A 15,521-nucleotide genomic window follows, 5' to 3' on the forward strand; every position below is an offset into this window, starting at 1 on the left:
CGGTGGCCGACGGCAGAATCGACGCATGACTCGTGAACGTTCCTGGCGCGGCTGCGTCTTCATCGGCGTGAGCCTCGACGGATTCATCGCCAAGCCCGACGGCGACCTCGACTGGCTCACCGGACTCGCGCCGCGGGGGCACGCCGCGGATGCGCCGGGGGCGCACCCGGCACTCGTCTGGGAGACGTTCTTCCCGGACGTCGACACCCTCGTGATGGGCCGGACCACCTACGAGACCGTTCGCGGCTTCGACGAGTGGCCGTTCGAGGGCAAGCGGGTGCTCGTGCTGAGCACCACGCTCGAGGCCGGGGACGACCGCGTCACGATCGCCGGATCGCTCGACGACGCGGTGGCCTTGCTCGACGAGGCCGGTGCCGGGCGCGTCTACATCGACGGTGGCAGGACGATCCAGGCGTTCCTGGGCGCCGGCCTCGTCGACGAGCTGACGGTGTCGGTCGCACCGGTCCTCATCGGTTCCGGCGCACGCCTCTTCGGCGACCTCGACGCCGACGTCCTCCTCCGGCTCCGAGGTACCCACGCGACGCCCGAAGACGGGCTCGTGCGCATCACCTACGACGTGCTGGCGAAGGACGCCTAGGCGCGATCACGATTATTGCGTTTTCGCAATACAGCCCGATACAACGCGATTCCTACGGGGTGGTTGTGCCGGCGCGCGGATCCTCCGCCCGGGCTGCCCAGTCCTCGAGGAGCGCGGTGATCGTCGACTCGTAGGGTGCGCGCTCGAACATCAGCGTGAACGCTGCGACCTCCGAGACACCGATCTGCTCGGTGTTGCCGTCCTGGTAGGCGATGTCCCGCCATTCCACGGTGCTGTCGGAGGTCACGACGTTCGCCGAGACCGCGCCGCAGTACAGGTCGCCGCACGGGCAGAACAAGATGCCGACCCGGCCGTCCGAGAACTGGACGGGCTCCTGCTCCGCGCCTGCCAGCAGAAGGAGCGCGCGAAGGCTCGCGACCGCCGCGGGAGGGAAGTTCGGTGCATCATGCATGAGCGTCAGGTCGTCGCACGGGGTGCCGTTCGGGAATCGCATGCGCTCGGTCAACGGCTCGCCGTCGATCAACCACTCGACGACGGCCACCTGTCGCGTCGTGCTGAGGTCCTTTCGAAACTGTCGCGTGACGGTGTCCGTCTGTTCGTAGCTCGACCACGCCCAACCCAGCGTCGAGAGGTCGCCGGTCGGAGGCTGCACCTGGCCCTCATCGAGCCGATCGGTCACAGACCGACCCACTCCGTCTCGCCGTCGGCGAGGTGCTGACGCTTCCAGATGGGGACGGTGCGCTTGATCTCCTCGACGAGGCGCTCACAGGCGCCGAAGGCCTCGGCACGGTGGGCGGCCGCGACGGCGGCGACGAGCGCCAGGTCACCCACGACGAGGGAACCGACCCGGTGGGCGGCGGCCACCCGCAGGCCGGTCTCCGCGGCGACGGTGCGGCAGCAGTCCTCCAGGAACCGCTGGGCGTCGGGGTGCGCCCGGTAGTCGAGCGCGTCGACCGCCTCACCGTGATCGTGGTCGCGGACGATGCCGCGGAACGCCACCAGCGCACCATTCGCCGGGGCGGCGACGAAGTCCTCGATCGCGTGCGCGTCGAGGGGCGACTCGGAGATGAGGGCGAGGACTTCGGGGACCGTCGACTCACTCATGCGCGCCACCTCCGGCGATCTGGGCGACCAGGTGGTCGAGCAATCCGTCGAGGACGCTGAGGCCGTCCTTCACGCCGCCCGTCGAGCCGGGCAGGTTCACCACGACGGTTCCTGCGGCGACGCCCGCGAGCCCGCGGCTGAGCGCTGCAGTGGGGGTCTTGGTCGAACCGAGGGTGCGGATCGCCTCCGCGATGCCGGGCAACTCGCGGTCGAGGTGCGGCCGGGTCGCCTCCGGGGTGCGGTCGCTCGGCGAGAGGCCGGTTCCGCCAGTCGTGATGAGCACCGCGGGCGTGGCGTCCAGTGCCGCTGCGATCGCGAGGTGCACCTCGGCGTCCGGCACGACCGTCACCGCGTCGACCACGTATCCGCGATCGGCGAGCCAAGCCGAGATGCGCGGGCCGGTGAGGTCCTCACGAGTGCCCGCTGCACCAGCGGTTGAGGCGACGATGACGGCTGCAGTCCCCGGACGGACCACTCGCTCCGTCGCCGCCGCGACCGTTGCCGGGTCCTGCGCGTCGGGCGTCCAGTCGCCGCGCTTCCCACCGGACTTCTCCAGCAGGCGGATGTCACCGAGGACGGAGGCGGGATCGACGGCCTTCGTCATGTCGTGGAGGGTCAGACCGGCGATCGAGGCAGCGGTGAGCGCCTCCATCTCGACGCCCGTCTGCCCGGTCGTCTTCGCGGTCGCCGTGATCACGATCGAGTCCTCGGTGAACGCGAAGTCGAGACTCACGGAGGAGAGCGCGAGCTGGTGGCAGAGCGGGATGAGCTCGCTCGTCCGCTTCGCCCCCGCGATGCCGGCGATACGCGCGGTCGCGATGACGTCGGCCTTCGGGAGACCGTCGGCCTGGACGAGGGCGATGACGTCCGGCCGCGTGGTGAAGGTCGCGGTCGCCGTCGCGACCCGCTTCGTCGTGGCCTTGTCGCCCACGTCGACCATCCGTGCGCGGCCATCGTCGTCGAGATGCGTGAGCCCGGTCATAGCGTCCATGCTTCCACAGCGTCCCCGGCCTCGAGCGCGAGGACGTCCTCGGGGATCACGAGGAGGACGTCGGACGCGGCGAGCCCGGCGACGAGATGCGAGCCCGGACCGGCGACGGGTTCGACGCGGCCGTCGTCGAGTCGGCGCCCGCGGAGGAACTGTCGCTTGCCCGGCACCGACTGCACCGCGACGGCGAGCTCCGCCGGTCCGCGAGCCGCCTGGGGCAGTCCGGCCACCCGCCGCAGGACCGGGGCGACGAAGACCTCGAACGAGAGCTGGGTGCTCACCGGGTTGCCGGGGAACGCGATGATCGGGACGCCACGGTATGCGCCGAGTGCTTGCGGCCCGCCCGGCTGCATCGCGACCGATCCGATCCACCCGTCGAGCGGCCCGAGCACGTCGCGGACGACCTCGTGATCGCCCATCGAGATGCCGCCGGAGGTGAGGATGAGGTCGGCGTCGCCGTGCAGCTCGTCGAGGAGCGCGAGCAGGGCGTTGCGGTCGTCGACCACCCGAGCCCGCCGGACGACCTCGGCTCCCACCGCGACGACCGCGGCCGCCAACGCGGTCCCGTTCGAGTCGAAGGTCTGGCCGAGCGTCGGCGTCTCACCGGGTTCGACGAGTTCCGCACCGGTGGTGACGATCGCGATGCGCGCCCGCCGCCGCACCTCGACCGTCGTGATCCCGGCCGCCGCCAGGACGGCCAGGTGCCGCGAGGCGAGACGGATCCCGGCGGGGAGCAGTTCGTCACCCGCGTGGACATCACTGCCGCGTTCGCGGACGAAGAGCCCGGGCGAGCGCATGACACCGGAGCGCGGAGCTCCGAGGACGACGGTCTCGCCGCCGCCCGGCGCGATCTCGACCGCCGACTCCTCGACGGGCACCACGATGTCCGCGCCGGGCGGCACGACCGCCCCCGTCATGATCCGCACCGAGGTGCCGGCCACGAGCTCGGCCGGTTCGATCGGCCGAGCGGCGATCTCCCCGACCACCCGGAGTCGCGTCTCGCCCGCGGTGAGGTCGGCGGATCGCGCCGCGAACCCGTCCATCTGCGAGTTGCGGAACAGCGGCAGCTCGACGGGGGAGGTCACGGCGACCGCCGTCACCCGACCAGCGGCGTCGTCGATCGGCACGGATTCGGCGCCGGTGCTCGTCACGGGTCCGAGGATGGCTGCGACGTCGGAGGCATGCTCCTCGACCCGCTTCCGGCTCGGGGGCGATGGCGTTGTCATGGTGGATCCCGTCGTCGAGGTCGGTCGGTGGGGGTGCACGGGGTGTTCGGAGCGGTGGTCAGTACCGGGGGACGGTCGGGTCCACGAGCCGCGACCAGGCGTCGATGCCGCCCTCGAGGTGGACGGCGGCGTAGCCGCGCTCGAGCAGCAGCCGGAGCGCGGACTCGGAACGGATGCCGTGGTGGCAGTAGACGACCACCGGTGTCTGCGGGTCCAGGCTGTGGAGCGTCTCGGGCAGGGAGCCGAGCGGCATGAGCGTCGACCCGGGCAGGCGCGCGATCTCCGCCTCCCAGGGCTCCCGGACGTCGAGGAGGACGGCTTCGTCGTCGCTCGCGGCCAGCTGCTCGGCGGTGATCGTGCGGCCGGCGTGCCGGGGAGCGTGCGGCGCTGCCGACGTCGTGCTCGCCGCATCCTCTCCCGGCGTCCGATGCAGATGTTCGTCGAGCGACACCTGCCGTGCACCGGCAGGGTCGCGCTCGTAGCGGAGTTCGCGGAAGCCGCCGCTCAGGCCGTCGAACATCGTCACACGCCCGAGCGACGGCGTTCCGACGCCCGTGAGGACCTTGATCGCCTCGGTCGCCATGATCGAACCGATGACGCCGACCGTGGTGGGCAGGACGCCGCCCGCTTCACAGGAGAGGATCGAACCGTCGGTCGGCGGGTGCGGGAAGAGGTCGCGGTAGCGGGGGCCGCGGCTCGCCCAGCTGAGCCCTGCCTGCCCGCCGTACTGCGACACGGCGCCCCAGACGAGCGGGACGTCCGCGAGGGTGGCCGCGTCGTCGACGAGGTACCTGGTCTCGAAGTTGTCGCTGCCGTCGATGACGAGGTCGATCCGTGCGTCGGCCAGGAGCCCCATGATCTCGCCCGGCCCGAGTCGGAGCCGGTGGCGGACGATCGTCGCGTCGGTGTTGATCGCCAGCGCGCGGTCGGCGGCGGAGTCGACTTTGGGTCGGCCGATGTCGGTGGTGCTGTGGACCGTCTGCCGGTGCAGGTTGCTGAGCTCGACCTCGTCGTCGTCCACGAGGTGGATCGCGCCGTCGCCGTCGCCGTCGCCGTCGCCGACGCCTGCTGCGGCGAGGGCGGGGATCACGATGCTGCCGAGACCCCCGGCACCGACGATCAGGACGCGGGCGTCGGCCAGGCGTCGTTGCGCCGCCAGACCGAAGCCGGGGAGGGCGAGCTGCCTGGCGTACCGCGCGGTCGAGGACATGCGCCGATTATCCCACCGGCTCCGTGACCGCCGCCCCTCAGACCGGGTTCACGCGCGAGCGCAGGAGGCAGAAGGCGTTGCCCTCCGGATCGGCGAGCACGTGCCAGGACTCGTCGCCGGTCTGCCCGATGTCCGCCGGTCGTGCGCCGAGCGCGAGCAGTCGGGTGAGTTCCGCGTCCTGGTCGCCGTCGGTGGGGCTGACGTCGATGTGGAGGCGTGACTTCTGCTGCGGCGGGTCGTCGCTCCGGCTGAGGATGATCGTCGGCTGCGATCCGCCGAAGCCGTCGCGCGCGCCGATCTCCACGCCGTCCTCGTCGCGGTCGAGCACGACGAAGTCCAGCACCTCGCACCAGAAGCGGGCCAGCGCTTCCGGGTCGCGGCAGTCCAGGACGAGTTCACTGATTCGACATGACATGGCGGCACTGTACCGAGCTGCCTCCACTGAGCGGAACCCGTTGCGGATTCCGCTACGACGCCTCGACGGAGGTCTCCGCCCAGCGCTCGAGCGTCATCGTGAAGCCGCGGACGAGTCGGTCGAAGCTGCGATCGAGGTCGCGGTCGAGCCCGAACGAGCCGGCGGCCTCGAGGGAGACGAAGCCGTGCAGGGTGGAGCGGAAGGCGCGGATCGCGTCGATGGCGTCGTCCCCGCGCAGCTCGTAGGCGGTGAGGACGTCGGAGATGACCTGGATGGCGTCGAGCGATGCTGTGGCGTCCTCCTCGTCGTCCGGCCCTGCGATCCATTGCGCGGCGGTGTAGCGCGCCGGGTGGTCGAGCGCCCACTGCCGGTAGGCGAGAGCCATGCCGTGGATCGCGTCCGCACCCGAGCGGCCGACCGCGGCACGACGCAGGACGTCGCCGAGCTCGGCCTTGGCCTGCAGCGAGATGCTACGACGGAGACCGGCCAGGGAGTCGAGGTGCTTGTAGAGCGACGGTTGCCGGACCCCGAGTCGTTCGGCCAGTGCGGCGAGGGTCAGGGACTGGAGGCCGACCTCGTCGGCGAGCACCGCCGCCTCGTCGACGACCCGCTCGCGACTGAGCCCCGCCCTAGGCACGGTGCAGCGCCGACTGGAGGAAGCCGAGGACGGCACGCGAGGTGACCTCGGGCTGCTGCGCCTGCGGGTAGTGACCGGCGTCCTCGACGAGGACGACCTCCGCGCGCAGGGTGTCACCGATCCACTTGGCCTCGCCCGTCGGGTCGGAGAAGTCGGGGTCCTTGACGCCCATGACGACCAGCGTCGGTGCGCTCACGCGGCCGAGGACCGCCTCGGCCGGGGCATGGTCGGTCTGCCTCGTGGTCTGCGAGAACGCCTTCCCGTAGGCGGGGCGGCGCAGGCTCGTGTAGACGGCGTCGCGGTAGTCGTCGAAGTCGACCGGCTTCCGACCGGCGTTGAGCGTGGGGAGGTAGGCCTTCCAGACCCGCGCGACCCAGAGCGGCGCGGTCATCGCGCGGAAGAGCGCCTGCAGGACGGCTCCCGCCTTCGGGTTGCGGACGAACGGCCCGATGAGGACGAGGGCGCTGACGTCTTCGGGGTGCTCAGCGGCGACGATCACGCCGGCGCCCGCTGCGAGGGAGTTGCCGACGATGACCGCCGGTGCGCCGAGCTCGCGGATGAGGGCGTGGACGTCCGAGGCGGTCGCGACGTCGCCGTAGCTGGAGAACGTGGTGTCGCTGTCGCCGTGACCACGGAGGTCGGTGGAGGCGACCCGGTAGCCGGCGGCGACGAGCTCGGGTGCGAGGGAGCGGTAGGAGGAGCGGAGCTCGCCCATGCCGGGGACGAGGATGACGAGGGGGCCTTCGCCCTGCAGCTCGTAGGCGATCTTGCCCTCCGGGCGGAGGAGGTGGCGGGTGGCGGATCCTGCGGACGCCGGGTTCGTGTTCATGTGGCTATCTTGACTCGCCGCTTGGCTAATGTCAATAGCTTTGGTGTAGTGGTTCATTCGCCCATGTTTGGGCGACGGGGTGTTCGTTCGCCCGAACATGGGCGAACGAATCGAGGGGGTGACGGGTCAGCCGAGCTCGGTCCACCACCGCACGCCGTCGAGGGTGACCAGCGTGGTCTCGCCGTGATGGAGGACGACCAGGAGGACGTCGTCGCAATGGCGGCAGCGCAGCACCCAGGCGTCAGGCGTGCCGAACACGAACTCCGCGGCGAGCGGGGCGACGTCCTCGCAGCCGAGGCATTGCGACATGGTGTCGGTCGGATCGGTGCCCGTCAGTTCGGACAGGGTGCCGGCGAGGACGTTGCCGTCGAGATGCGTGGTCATCAGGCCCCTCCGAACCGCTCGGTCTTGATGCGGACGGGGTCGTGGCCGATCGTGACCAGGGTGTCGGCGACGGCCTCGACGAAGCCGGTCGGGCCACACACGAACACCGACGGCGCCTCACCCCCGGCCGACTCGAGGGCCCGCAGGTCCGCTGCCGCCAATCGCCCTGCGGGACGCGGCCACCCGTCGGGCGCTCGCCGCGTGTAGATCCAGGTCACCTCCACGCCGGTCGCCGCCGCGAGCTCCTCGGCGAAGAAGGCGTCCTCAGGGGAGCGCACCGAGTACACGAGGCGGAACGGGGCCGTGCTCCCGGAAGCCTCGTGGGCGCGCACCATCGCCATGAGCGGCACGATGCCCGAACCACCGCCGACGAGGAGCACCGGTTCGGTCTCCTCGGGTCGCCAGACGAACCAGCCGCCAAGTGGTCCGCGGACCTCGACCTGATCGCCGACCTCGATCGCGTCCACGAGGAACGGCGACACCTCGCCGTCCGGCACGCGGTCCACGGCGATCTCGAGGCGGTCGCCGGCGTCCGCCGAGGCGATGGAGTACGACCGCACGGCCTGATAGCCGTCGGGTGCGGTGAGCCGGACATCGGCGTGCTGCCCGGCGAGGTTGCCTCCCCAGCCCGGAACGTCGAGCACGAGGCTCCGGCCCGACGGCGTCAGCTGCGTCGCCGAGACCACGGTGGCCGTCTTCCAGATGTCGACATGACCCGTGCGCCTCACGAGTAGCGCTGCTCGAGCCAGGGATCACCGTAAGCGTGATACCCGTTCTGCTCCCAGAAGCCCGGTTCGTCGTCCTGCTGCATGACGAGGCCGCGGACCCACTTCGCGCTCTTCCAGAAGTAGAGGTGCGGGATGAGGAGGCGTGCCGGTCCGCCGTGCTCGGCTTCGAGGGGTTCGCCGTTGAATCCGGTGGCGATCCACGCTTTGCCGTCGAGGAGGTCCTCGAGCGGGATGTTGGTCGTGTATCCACCGTAGGAGTGGGCCATGACGAAGTCGTAGCTGCTCTCGACGTCGGCGAAGAGGGTGTCGAGCGAGACGCCCTGCCAGCTGGTGCCGAGCTTCGTCCAGCGGGTCACGCAGTGGATGTCGCGGGTGATGTCGTCCTGCTGCAGGGCCTGGAGGGCGTCCCAGTCCCAGCGATGGGTCTCGCCCGCCTCGGTGCGGATCTGGAACTCCCACTCATCCGTGTCGATCCGCGGCGTGGGGCCGGCGGACAGGACCGGGAAGTCCTCGGTGAGGAACTGACCGGGTGGGAGTCGGTCGTCCTGCTCCCGTGCCCGTCCTCCGAAACCGCGCGTGAACACCGCCATGTCGACCTCCTCAGGATGGTCATCACCCTAGTGAGCAGGTGTCGATGAAGCCAGGCCCTCCTGGGGCCACCAAGCGGCTCCGACCTCGGTCAGCCGGTGATGAGACTCGACAGCGCGTCGATGGAGTGGACGACGGCGAGGGCGTCCGCCGCCTCCGCCGGTGAGCCGTAGCCCCACTCGACGAGGATGGTCGGGATGCCGTGGGCGGTCGCGCCCTCGATGTCGTGGAGGCGGTCGCCGACGAGCACGGTCCGCGAGGTGTCGACGCCGGCGGCCGTGAGGCGCCGCAGCGCCTCGCCGATGACGTCGGCCTTGCTGCTGCGGACCTCGTCCTCGGATGCGCCCGTGACGACCGTGAAGTACTGGCTGAGGCCGAAGTGGTCGAGGATCGTGTTCGCCTGCGACTCCGGCTTCGACGTGGCGAGGCCGAGCGGGATGCCGGCCTCGGAGATGCGGGCGAGGAGCCCGGCGATCCCGGGGAACACGGCGGTCCCGACCTCGGCACCCTCGATGGCGACCTGGCGTCGGTACTCGGCGAGGGCGAGCTGCGACTGCAGCGGGTCCATCCCGGCGAAGTCGCGGAAGGAGTCGAGGAGTGGTGGACCGACCCACCGCAGCAGCGATTCGTCGGAGGGCACGGCGGCGCCGACGTTCGCCAGGGTCGTCTTCATGCGGGAGATGATGCCGGGGGCGGAGTCCACGATCGTGCCGTCGAGGTCGAACAGCACACAGGACCAGCTGCGGTGGAAGGACACGGTCGTGCTCGCGAGATAGAGGTCGGTCACGCCGTCCATCCTAAGGTCCGCCCGTGAACGGTCTCGCTAGCGGGGTTGTCAACCGGTTGCCAACCTTCTAGGCTGGCATGACCGGCAGTGCGACTGCCCGGTTCCCGATGACGAGAACGAACGCGAAGGCGGAAGCGCACGTGAATGCACAGCACCCGGTGACCTGGACCCTGTCGGGATTCGGCGACGAGATCGACGCGGACCCGACCACGCAGATCGCCGTGCTCGAAGCACTCGGCGCCTCCCACATCGAGGTGCGGAGCGTCTGGGGCACGAACGTCATCGACCTCGACACCGAGCAGTCGGCCCGCCTCGCCGCCCAGCTGGAGCAGGCGGGGATGGGGGTCTCCGCCATCGGCTCGCCCATCGGCAAGGTGGACGTGGCCCTCGACGCCGAGCTCGAGGTCGCCCGCCTCGCCCGCGCGATCGCCGTCGCCCACACGCTCGGAACCACCAACATCCGCATCTTCTCGTTCTTCCGCGGTGCGGACGTCCGCGTCGAGGACACCCGCGACGACGTCCTCGTCCGCATGCGGCTCCTCGCCGAGCTGGCGGAGCGCGAGGGGGTCGTGCTCCTCCACGAGAACGAGAAGGACATCTACGGCGACGTGCCCGAACGGATCCTCGACCTCGTCGAGTCGGTCGGATCGCCGGCGCTCCGTTTGGCGTGGGACAACGCGAACTTCGTCCAGTGCGGTGTCGCGCCGTTCGACGACGCCTACGCGATGCTCCGCCCGTACGTCGACTACCTGCAGGTGAAGGACGCGGTCGCCGAGTCGGGTCAGGTGGTCCCGGCGGGGGAGGGCGACGGCCAACTCCGCGAGACGCTCACCGCCCTGCGTGACGACGGCTACACCGGCTTCGCCTCGCTCGAGCCGCACCTGTCCGAGACGCATGCGCTCGGCGGCTTCTCCGGGCCGGCCTCGTTCGGCGTCGCGGCCCGGGCGTTCCGCCGACTCACCGACGAGCTGGGGATCGGGCTGCGATGACCCGCGAGCCGCAGCCCGTCGTCCGCCGCGTCGCCGTGGTCGGGTGCGGGGACATCTCCGCCCTCCACCTCGCTGCCATCGCGACGGTGCCGGGTGCCCGGCTGGTGGCGGTGTGCGACGTCGACGCCGGCCGGCTCGACGCGGTGAGCGTGGCGACCGGCGTCCCCGGGTACACCGACCTCGACCGCCTCTTCGACGAGGCGCGACCGGACGTCGTCCACCTCTGCACGCCCCACCATCTGCACGCCGATCAGGCCGTTCGTGCGCTCGAACGGGGGATCGACGTCGTCCTGGAGAAACCGCTCGCCCACACGCGTGCGGAGGCCGACCGGCTCGTGGCGGCCGCGGAGCACAGCCGGGCGAAGATCGCGGTGTGCTTCCAGAACCGCTACAACCGACCGGCGGAACGCGCCAAGGAACTCCTCGATTCCGGTGAGCTCGGGGCGGTGCTCGGCGCCTCCGCGGTCGTCCCCTGGCATCGCACCGCCGCCTACTACGAGGACCGCCCGTGGCGGGGCCGCTGGGCCACGGGCGGTGGCGGGCTGCTCATGAACCAGGCCATCCACACGATCGACCTCGTGCAGTGGCTGGTGGGCGACCCGATCGCCGCGACGGGATCGATCGCGACCCGCGCGCTCGCGGAGGTGATCGAAGTCGAGGACACGGCCGAGCTGCGCGTCGTGCACGCAGGCGGCGCGACGAGCACCGTCTACGCGACGGTCGCCGGCGTCGCGAACCTACCCGTGACGATTGACGTCGTCTGCGAGCGGGGGACGTTGAGCCTCGGCGCCGAGCTCACGGCACGCTTCGCCGACGGCCGGGTCGAGACCACGGCCGAGCGGGCCACCGCCAGTGGTGAGCGCGCGTACTGGGGGGTGTCCCACGAGCGACTGATCCAGGACTTCTACGCCGGACTCGATGAGCCCGGTGCCTTCTGGCTCCACCCGGCCGAGGCGCGGAAGGCCTTCGACGTGATCCAGGACGTCTACGACGACGCGATCCCGGACCGTGTCACGCCGGCCACGGACCTGCCCGCAGCGGACGCCACCGCCTGACGACGCGCTCCGGGCGGGCGGGGCGGAGGCTCAGGAGACCGGTGCCTGCCGGGCGAGGCGGCGAGCCTCCTCCGGGCCGGGGAACCGCTCCCGCTCGCGGACGGCGACTTCGAGCACCCAGTCGAGCCGCTGCGACGCCAGGCTGATGCCGCCGAGCGCCACCGCCTCGGAGCCCAGCGCTGAGACGACCACCTCCGGCGGGAGCGGGCAGATCGTACCGAGTGTCTCGATGAAGCGCGGGAGGAAGACGTCGGCACCGGGCGCGCTGCCACCACCGATCACGAGCAGCTCCGGATCGACCGCCAGGGTGAGGGCCGCCGCGCCCGTGGCGAGGTCGTCGGCGAACTCCGCGACGGCGATGCCCGCGATCCGATCGCCGGCACGCGCCGCGTCGAAGATCTCCTCGCGGGACGGCCGCGGCGTGCCGAGGACCGAGCCGCCGTATTCCTCGTCGAGCCGCGACCAGCGGAGTTCGGGCATCTCGCCGACGATGCCCGCGGCACCGTGCACGCCGCGGTGCACCCTGCCGTCGATGATCGACGAGCCGCTCGTCCGCACCCCGCAGAGCAGGTAGACGACGTCACGTCGGCCCCGTGCCGCACCGAGGGCGAGCTCCGCGTTGGCGCCGAGGGCGACGTCGCCCTCCACCAGCACGGCACCGTCGAACTCACGCCCGAACCAGTCTTGGAGGTCGAGTCCGACCCAGCCGGGGAGGCCCGTTCCGCCGAAGTACAGCACCTCGCCGTTCCGCCCGATCGCGCCCGGCGAGCCGATGGTCGTGACCCAGACCGAACGGCGGTCGAGGTCGAGGTCGGCGAGGGCCGCATCGCCGGTCGCGAGCGCCGTCGCGAGGCGTTCCGCGGCCTCGGTGTCCTCGTCGAGGTGCGCGGTGCGCTGCCCGAGCACGGCACCCGAGAGTTCGGCGACGACGACCTGGATGTGGTTCGCGCCGATGTCGATCGACAGGAGGTGCCCGAGTCCGGCGCGGATCCGGTAGGCCGCGGCCGGCCTGCCGATCCTCGAGGTCGCGGTCGCCTCAGCGGGTTCCAACCACCCGAGCCCGACGAGGTCGGTGACGATCGCGTCGACGGCCGTCCGGGAGAGACCCGAGTCGTTCGCCAGGGTCCGCAGGGTCGAGGGGGCCTGGAGGACCGCACGCAGGATCCCGAGGGAGTTCATGCGGCGGAGCAGGGAGCGGCTGCCCATCGACCCGCCGGTCGAATCGATCATCGCCTCGGGAGCCATGGCCGTCCTCTCTCTCGATGTCCAGGGACCTCTTGCGACTTATCACGCCACGTTGCAGTATTAACTGCTCGTCGGTCCGACTCTACCCACGTCGACCGACCGGAAGCCGCCGTCGGGCGGTCGAACACCCACGAGAGGGCCTCCACCATGCTGCACACCTTCACCTTCGGCGACCTCCGCGTCCCCGCGAACCTTCCCGGCGCACCCGTCGCGACGCGCACCGGCTTCATCGTGCCGGCCGGCCCCGTCGCGCTCCTCCACCCGTTCGGCGACACCGGGTTCTACCGGCACGGCTGGAACTCGTGGAGCCCGAGCGGCTGGACCACGACCGACGGCGAGACCATCGGCATCAAGAACAGCCCGAACCGACTCCTCACCGCCGACGACGCGCTCAACGAGACCCCGCACCACCATTCCGGCAGCGGTGTCGGCGCGATCGCGGGGCCCGACGGCACCGTGCTGCTGATCGGCACCCTCGGCCTCGGCAACCCACGCGTCGGCGCGGACCGCAACACCATCTGGGCGCGGAGCGAGACCGACGAAGCCGAGTGGTTCGTGACCTTCGGGCCTGAACGGCAGGCGTTCGCCGACTACGCCGCGGTGCTGTCCGAACGGCTCGGTCGGCGCACGCAGCGGGCCGGTCGGGTCTGGAGCAGCTGGTACTCCTTCTACGAGGGCATCGACGAAGACCTGATCTCCCGGACGGTGACGGACCTCGCCGGATACCCGGTCGACGTCTTCCAGCTCGACGACGGCTGGGAGCCGATCGTCGGCGACTGGACCGCCGGACCTGACTTCCCGTCCGGCATGCGGGCGACCGCCGAGCGGATCTCCGCAGCCGGCTTCCGCCCGGGGCTGTGGCTCGCACCGATGATCGCGCTGCCGGACTCCACGATCGCCCGCGAACGCCCTGACCTCCTCGTGCAGGACGACGCTGGTCGGCCCCTCGCGACCGGCTACAACTGGGAGTCGCACTACTACTCGCTCGACACCACGCAGCGCGAGGTGCAGGACCACCTCCGTGAGGTCTTCGAACGCGTCACCGGCTGGGGCTTCAGCTACCTCAAGCTCGACTTCATGTACGCGGGTGCCGTCGCCGGCCGTCGCCATCAGGACGTGCACCGCGAGACGGCCTACCGCGACGCGATCTCGCTCATCCGTGAGACCGTCGGCGACGAGGTGTACCTGCTGGGCTGCGGGGTACCCATGATCCCGTCGGTCGGCGTGTTCGACGGCGCCCGCGTGGGCCCGGACGTCGGCCCGTTCTGGGACAACGCCGAACGGATCGGCGACCCCTCGGGCGTCGGCGCCTGGAACTCGATCGTCGACTCCGTCAACCGCGTCTGGCTGAAGGACGTCTACGAGGTCGACCCCGACGCCGTCTACTTCCGCAGCGCCCGGAACCTCCTCGACCCCACCGAGCGCGGGATCCTCCAGGACGTCGCCGCCATCCTGGAGTTCAAGTCCACCTCCGACCCGGTGAGTTGGTTGCAGGAGGACGAACGCGAGGAGCTGCGGCGGTACCTGTCGGAGACGCCCGTCGTCGAGCAGACGGGCCGGTTCACGTTCCGCCTCGACGGCCGGGACGTGGATCTGACGGCGATCGTGGCCGGTGAGCCCGTCTCCGACACCTCGTTCATCGGCTGACACGCACCGTTCGTCGGTCGCCACGCGTTATCCACAAAACGAAGCGTGCTCGCCCGATGGAGGAGCTGCGCCGGAGTCGTGAGATTCTGGGCAGGATGAGCGCGAAACCAGGGTCCGCGCAGCGGTTCGAGGCCGCCGGGACCGATGTGGATCAGGCTCGGGAGCTGTACGGTGCCGCCTACAACATCGGGCGGATGACGGTCGAACCGACCGCCGGCGAGTTCCGGTACCGCTTCACCTCCGTCGGCGACGACGATCTTGCGCTGCGCGCGTCGCAGGTGGACGGGCGCATCACGGGCGCTTCCCTCACGCAGGGCGAGTACGTGGTGTCCTGGCTGACCCGGGGCGACGGCGTCACCGATCTGCTCGGCTCGCCGATGGAGCTCCACCACGGGCTGCCGGCGATGTTCGCGAACGACCGCCCGTCACAGTTCGACCTCATCGACTACCGCCTCAACATGATGCACTTCGGCGGAACGTACCTCGAGGGCGTCGCCGATGAGCTCGAGGGCTCCGTCGGCCCGATCACCTTCGACACGACCTTCCGGCCACAGGGCGAGGCGCTGCAGCGATGGACGGAGACGGTGACGAACACCGGTCGGGTGATCTACGACGACGGCAGTTCGGACGTGCTCCGTGCTGAGGCGAACCGAACGGCAGCGGTCGCGTTACTCGAGACCTTCCCGCATCTGGCCGTGCAGCCACGGCGGGACCGCGTCGCGGCGTCCGGTCGGAAGACGGCGGCTGCGGTCGAGTTCATGATCGCCAACGCCCACCGCCCCATCCGGACCGAGCAGATCGCCGCTGCAGCCGGGCTCAGCCCGCGCAGCCTGCAGACGGCGTTCCGTCGGGAGTACGACCTCACCGCCACCGACTACCTCCGCTCGATCCGCCTCGACCGGGTCCGGCAGGAGCTGCGGGACGCCGAGCCGGGCCTGGCGACCGTCGCCGAGCTCGCCCGGCGGTGGGGGTTCTCCCATCTCGGGCGGTTCGCAGCGTTCTACGCCAGCCGCTTCGGCGAGTACCCGAGCGTCACGCTGGCGTCGAGCGTCCGCCCTGTTCCCTGAGCCCCGTCCCCCCGGTCCCTGAGCCCCACCCCGGTCCCTGAGCTTGTCGAAGGGCGCCGACCT

At 70.9% G+C, this 15,521-nt stretch carries 18 protein-coding genes; 5 read left to right on the forward strand and 13 right to left on the reverse strand.

Features of this window, described 5'->3' with window-relative positions; translation table 11 throughout:
• Positions 1-25: 25 nt before the first annotated feature.
• Positions 26-598 (forward strand): dihydrofolate reductase family protein, encoded by a 573-nt coding sequence (locus ITJ57_RS01395; protein ID WP_194668513.1) that lies wholly within the window; start codon positions 26-28, stop codon positions 596-598.
• Between the two features lie 52 nt (positions 599-650).
• Here ITJ57_RS01395 and ITJ57_RS01400 read toward each other — a convergent pair whose 3' ends face one another.
• The 12 genes from ITJ57_RS01400 to ITJ57_RS01455 form a co-directional block, all read right to left on the reverse strand.
• Positions 651-1,211 carry a hypothetical protein gene (locus tag ITJ57_RS01400; protein WP_194668514.1) on the reverse strand — a complete coding sequence of 187 codons (561 nt, stop codon included), beginning with the start codon at positions 1,209-1,211 and terminating at the stop codon, positions 651-653.
• A gap of 23 nt (positions 1,212-1,234) precedes the next feature.
• Positions 1,235-1,663: a molybdenum cofactor biosynthesis protein MoaE gene (locus ITJ57_RS01405; protein ID WP_194668515.1), complete on the reverse strand. Its 429-nt coding sequence runs from the start codon at positions 1,661-1,663 to the stop codon at positions 1,235-1,237.
• Entirely contained in the window at positions 1,656-2,645 is a 990-nt protein-coding gene (gene moaCB / locus ITJ57_RS01410; protein ID WP_194668516.1) for a bifunctional molybdenum cofactor biosynthesis protein MoaC/MoaB, read from the reverse strand. Before moaCB ends, ITJ57_RS01405 begins: the two co-directional genes overlap by 8 nt.
• On the reverse strand, positions 2,642-3,877 hold the full coding sequence (gene glp / locus ITJ57_RS01415) for a gephyrin-like molybdotransferase Glp (RefSeq protein WP_194668517.1): 1,236 nt from the start codon (positions 3,875-3,877) through the stop codon (positions 2,642-2,644). The genes moaCB and glp overlap by 4 nt, the downstream gene beginning before the upstream one ends.
• A 58-nt stretch (positions 3,878-3,935) precedes the next feature.
• Positions 3,936-5,087, reverse strand: a complete 1,152-nt coding sequence (locus tag ITJ57_RS01420; protein ID WP_194668518.1) for a ThiF family adenylyltransferase — start codon at positions 5,085-5,087, stop codon at positions 3,936-3,938.
• A gap of 37 nt (positions 5,088-5,124) precedes the next feature.
• A complete protein-coding gene (locus tag ITJ57_RS01425; RefSeq protein WP_194668519.1) occupies positions 5,125-5,502 on the reverse strand; it encodes a VOC family protein in 378 nt (125 codons plus the stop codon).
• Positions 5,503-5,554: 52 nt separating this feature from the next.
• Positions 5,555-6,139, reverse strand: coding sequence for a TetR-like C-terminal domain-containing protein (locus ITJ57_RS19705; RefSeq protein ID WP_194668520.1), 585 nt, complete (start codon positions 6,137-6,139; stop codon positions 5,555-5,557).
• Positions 6,132-6,968, reverse strand: a complete 837-nt coding sequence (locus ITJ57_RS01435; protein WP_194668521.1) for an alpha/beta fold hydrolase — start codon at positions 6,966-6,968, stop codon at positions 6,132-6,134. The genes ITJ57_RS19705 and ITJ57_RS01435 overlap by 8 nt, the downstream gene beginning before the upstream one ends.
• A gap of 126 nt (positions 6,969-7,094) precedes the next feature.
• Positions 7,095-7,352 (reverse strand): DUF6510 family protein, encoded by a 258-nt coding sequence (locus ITJ57_RS01440; RefSeq protein ID WP_056009974.1) that lies wholly within the window; start codon positions 7,350-7,352, stop codon positions 7,095-7,097.
• Complete coding sequence (locus tag ITJ57_RS01445) at positions 7,352-8,080, reverse strand: ferredoxin reductase (RefSeq protein ID WP_370582123.1); 729 nt, start codon at positions 8,078-8,080, stop codon at positions 7,352-7,354. Before ITJ57_RS01445 ends, ITJ57_RS01440 begins: the two co-directional genes overlap by 1 nt.
• Positions 8,077-8,670: a sulfite oxidase-like oxidoreductase gene (locus tag ITJ57_RS01450; protein ID WP_056009970.1), complete on the reverse strand. Its 594-nt coding sequence runs from the start codon at positions 8,668-8,670 to the stop codon at positions 8,077-8,079. The genes ITJ57_RS01445 and ITJ57_RS01450 overlap by 4 nt, the downstream gene beginning before the upstream one ends.
• Positions 8,671-8,759: 89 nt before the next feature.
• Positions 8,760-9,455, reverse strand: coding sequence for an HAD hydrolase-like protein (locus ITJ57_RS01455; RefSeq protein WP_370582124.1), 696 nt, complete (start codon positions 9,453-9,455; stop codon positions 8,760-8,762).
• A 107-nt stretch (positions 9,456-9,562) separates the two neighbouring features.
• On the opposite strand from ITJ57_RS01455, the gene ITJ57_RS01460 reads away from it, so the two are divergent.
• The gene (locus ITJ57_RS01460) at positions 9,563-10,444 is read left to right on the forward strand and encodes a sugar phosphate isomerase/epimerase (RefSeq protein WP_194668523.1); all 882 of its coding nucleotides are present in this window, start codon (positions 9,563-9,565) and stop codon (positions 10,442-10,444) included.
• Positions 10,441-11,499 carry a Gfo/Idh/MocA family protein gene (locus tag ITJ57_RS01465; RefSeq protein ID WP_194668524.1) on the forward strand — a complete coding sequence of 353 codons (1,059 nt, stop codon included), beginning with the start codon at positions 10,441-10,443 and terminating at the stop codon, positions 11,497-11,499. The genes ITJ57_RS01460 and ITJ57_RS01465 overlap by 4 nt, the downstream gene beginning before the upstream one ends.
• Positions 11,500-11,529: 30 nt before the next feature.
• Here the strand turns inward: ITJ57_RS01465 and ITJ57_RS01470 are convergent, their stop codons facing one another.
• Positions 11,530-12,744 (reverse strand): ROK family protein, encoded by a 1,215-nt coding sequence (locus tag ITJ57_RS01470; RefSeq protein ID WP_228506419.1) that lies wholly within the window; start codon positions 12,742-12,744, stop codon positions 11,530-11,532.
• A gap of 147 nt (positions 12,745-12,891) precedes the next feature.
• Here ITJ57_RS01470 and ITJ57_RS01475 point away from each other — a divergent pair, with 147 nt between their 5' ends.
• Positions 12,892-14,391, forward strand: a complete 1,500-nt coding sequence (locus tag ITJ57_RS01475; RefSeq protein ID WP_194668525.1) for a glycoside hydrolase family 36 protein — start codon at positions 12,892-12,894, stop codon at positions 14,389-14,391.
• A 95-nt stretch (positions 14,392-14,486) separates the two neighbouring features.
• Positions 14,487-15,458, forward strand: a complete 972-nt coding sequence (locus ITJ57_RS01480) for a helix-turn-helix transcriptional regulator (protein ID WP_194668526.1) — start codon at positions 14,487-14,489, stop codon at positions 15,456-15,458.
• Positions 15,459-15,521 lie beyond the last annotated feature (63 nt).

Source organism: Plantibacter sp. VKM Ac-2880 (genome assembly GCF_015351235.1).
In the GTDB taxonomy this organism is placed as follows: domain Bacteria; phylum Actinomycetota; class Actinomycetes; order Actinomycetales; family Microbacteriaceae; genus Plantibacter.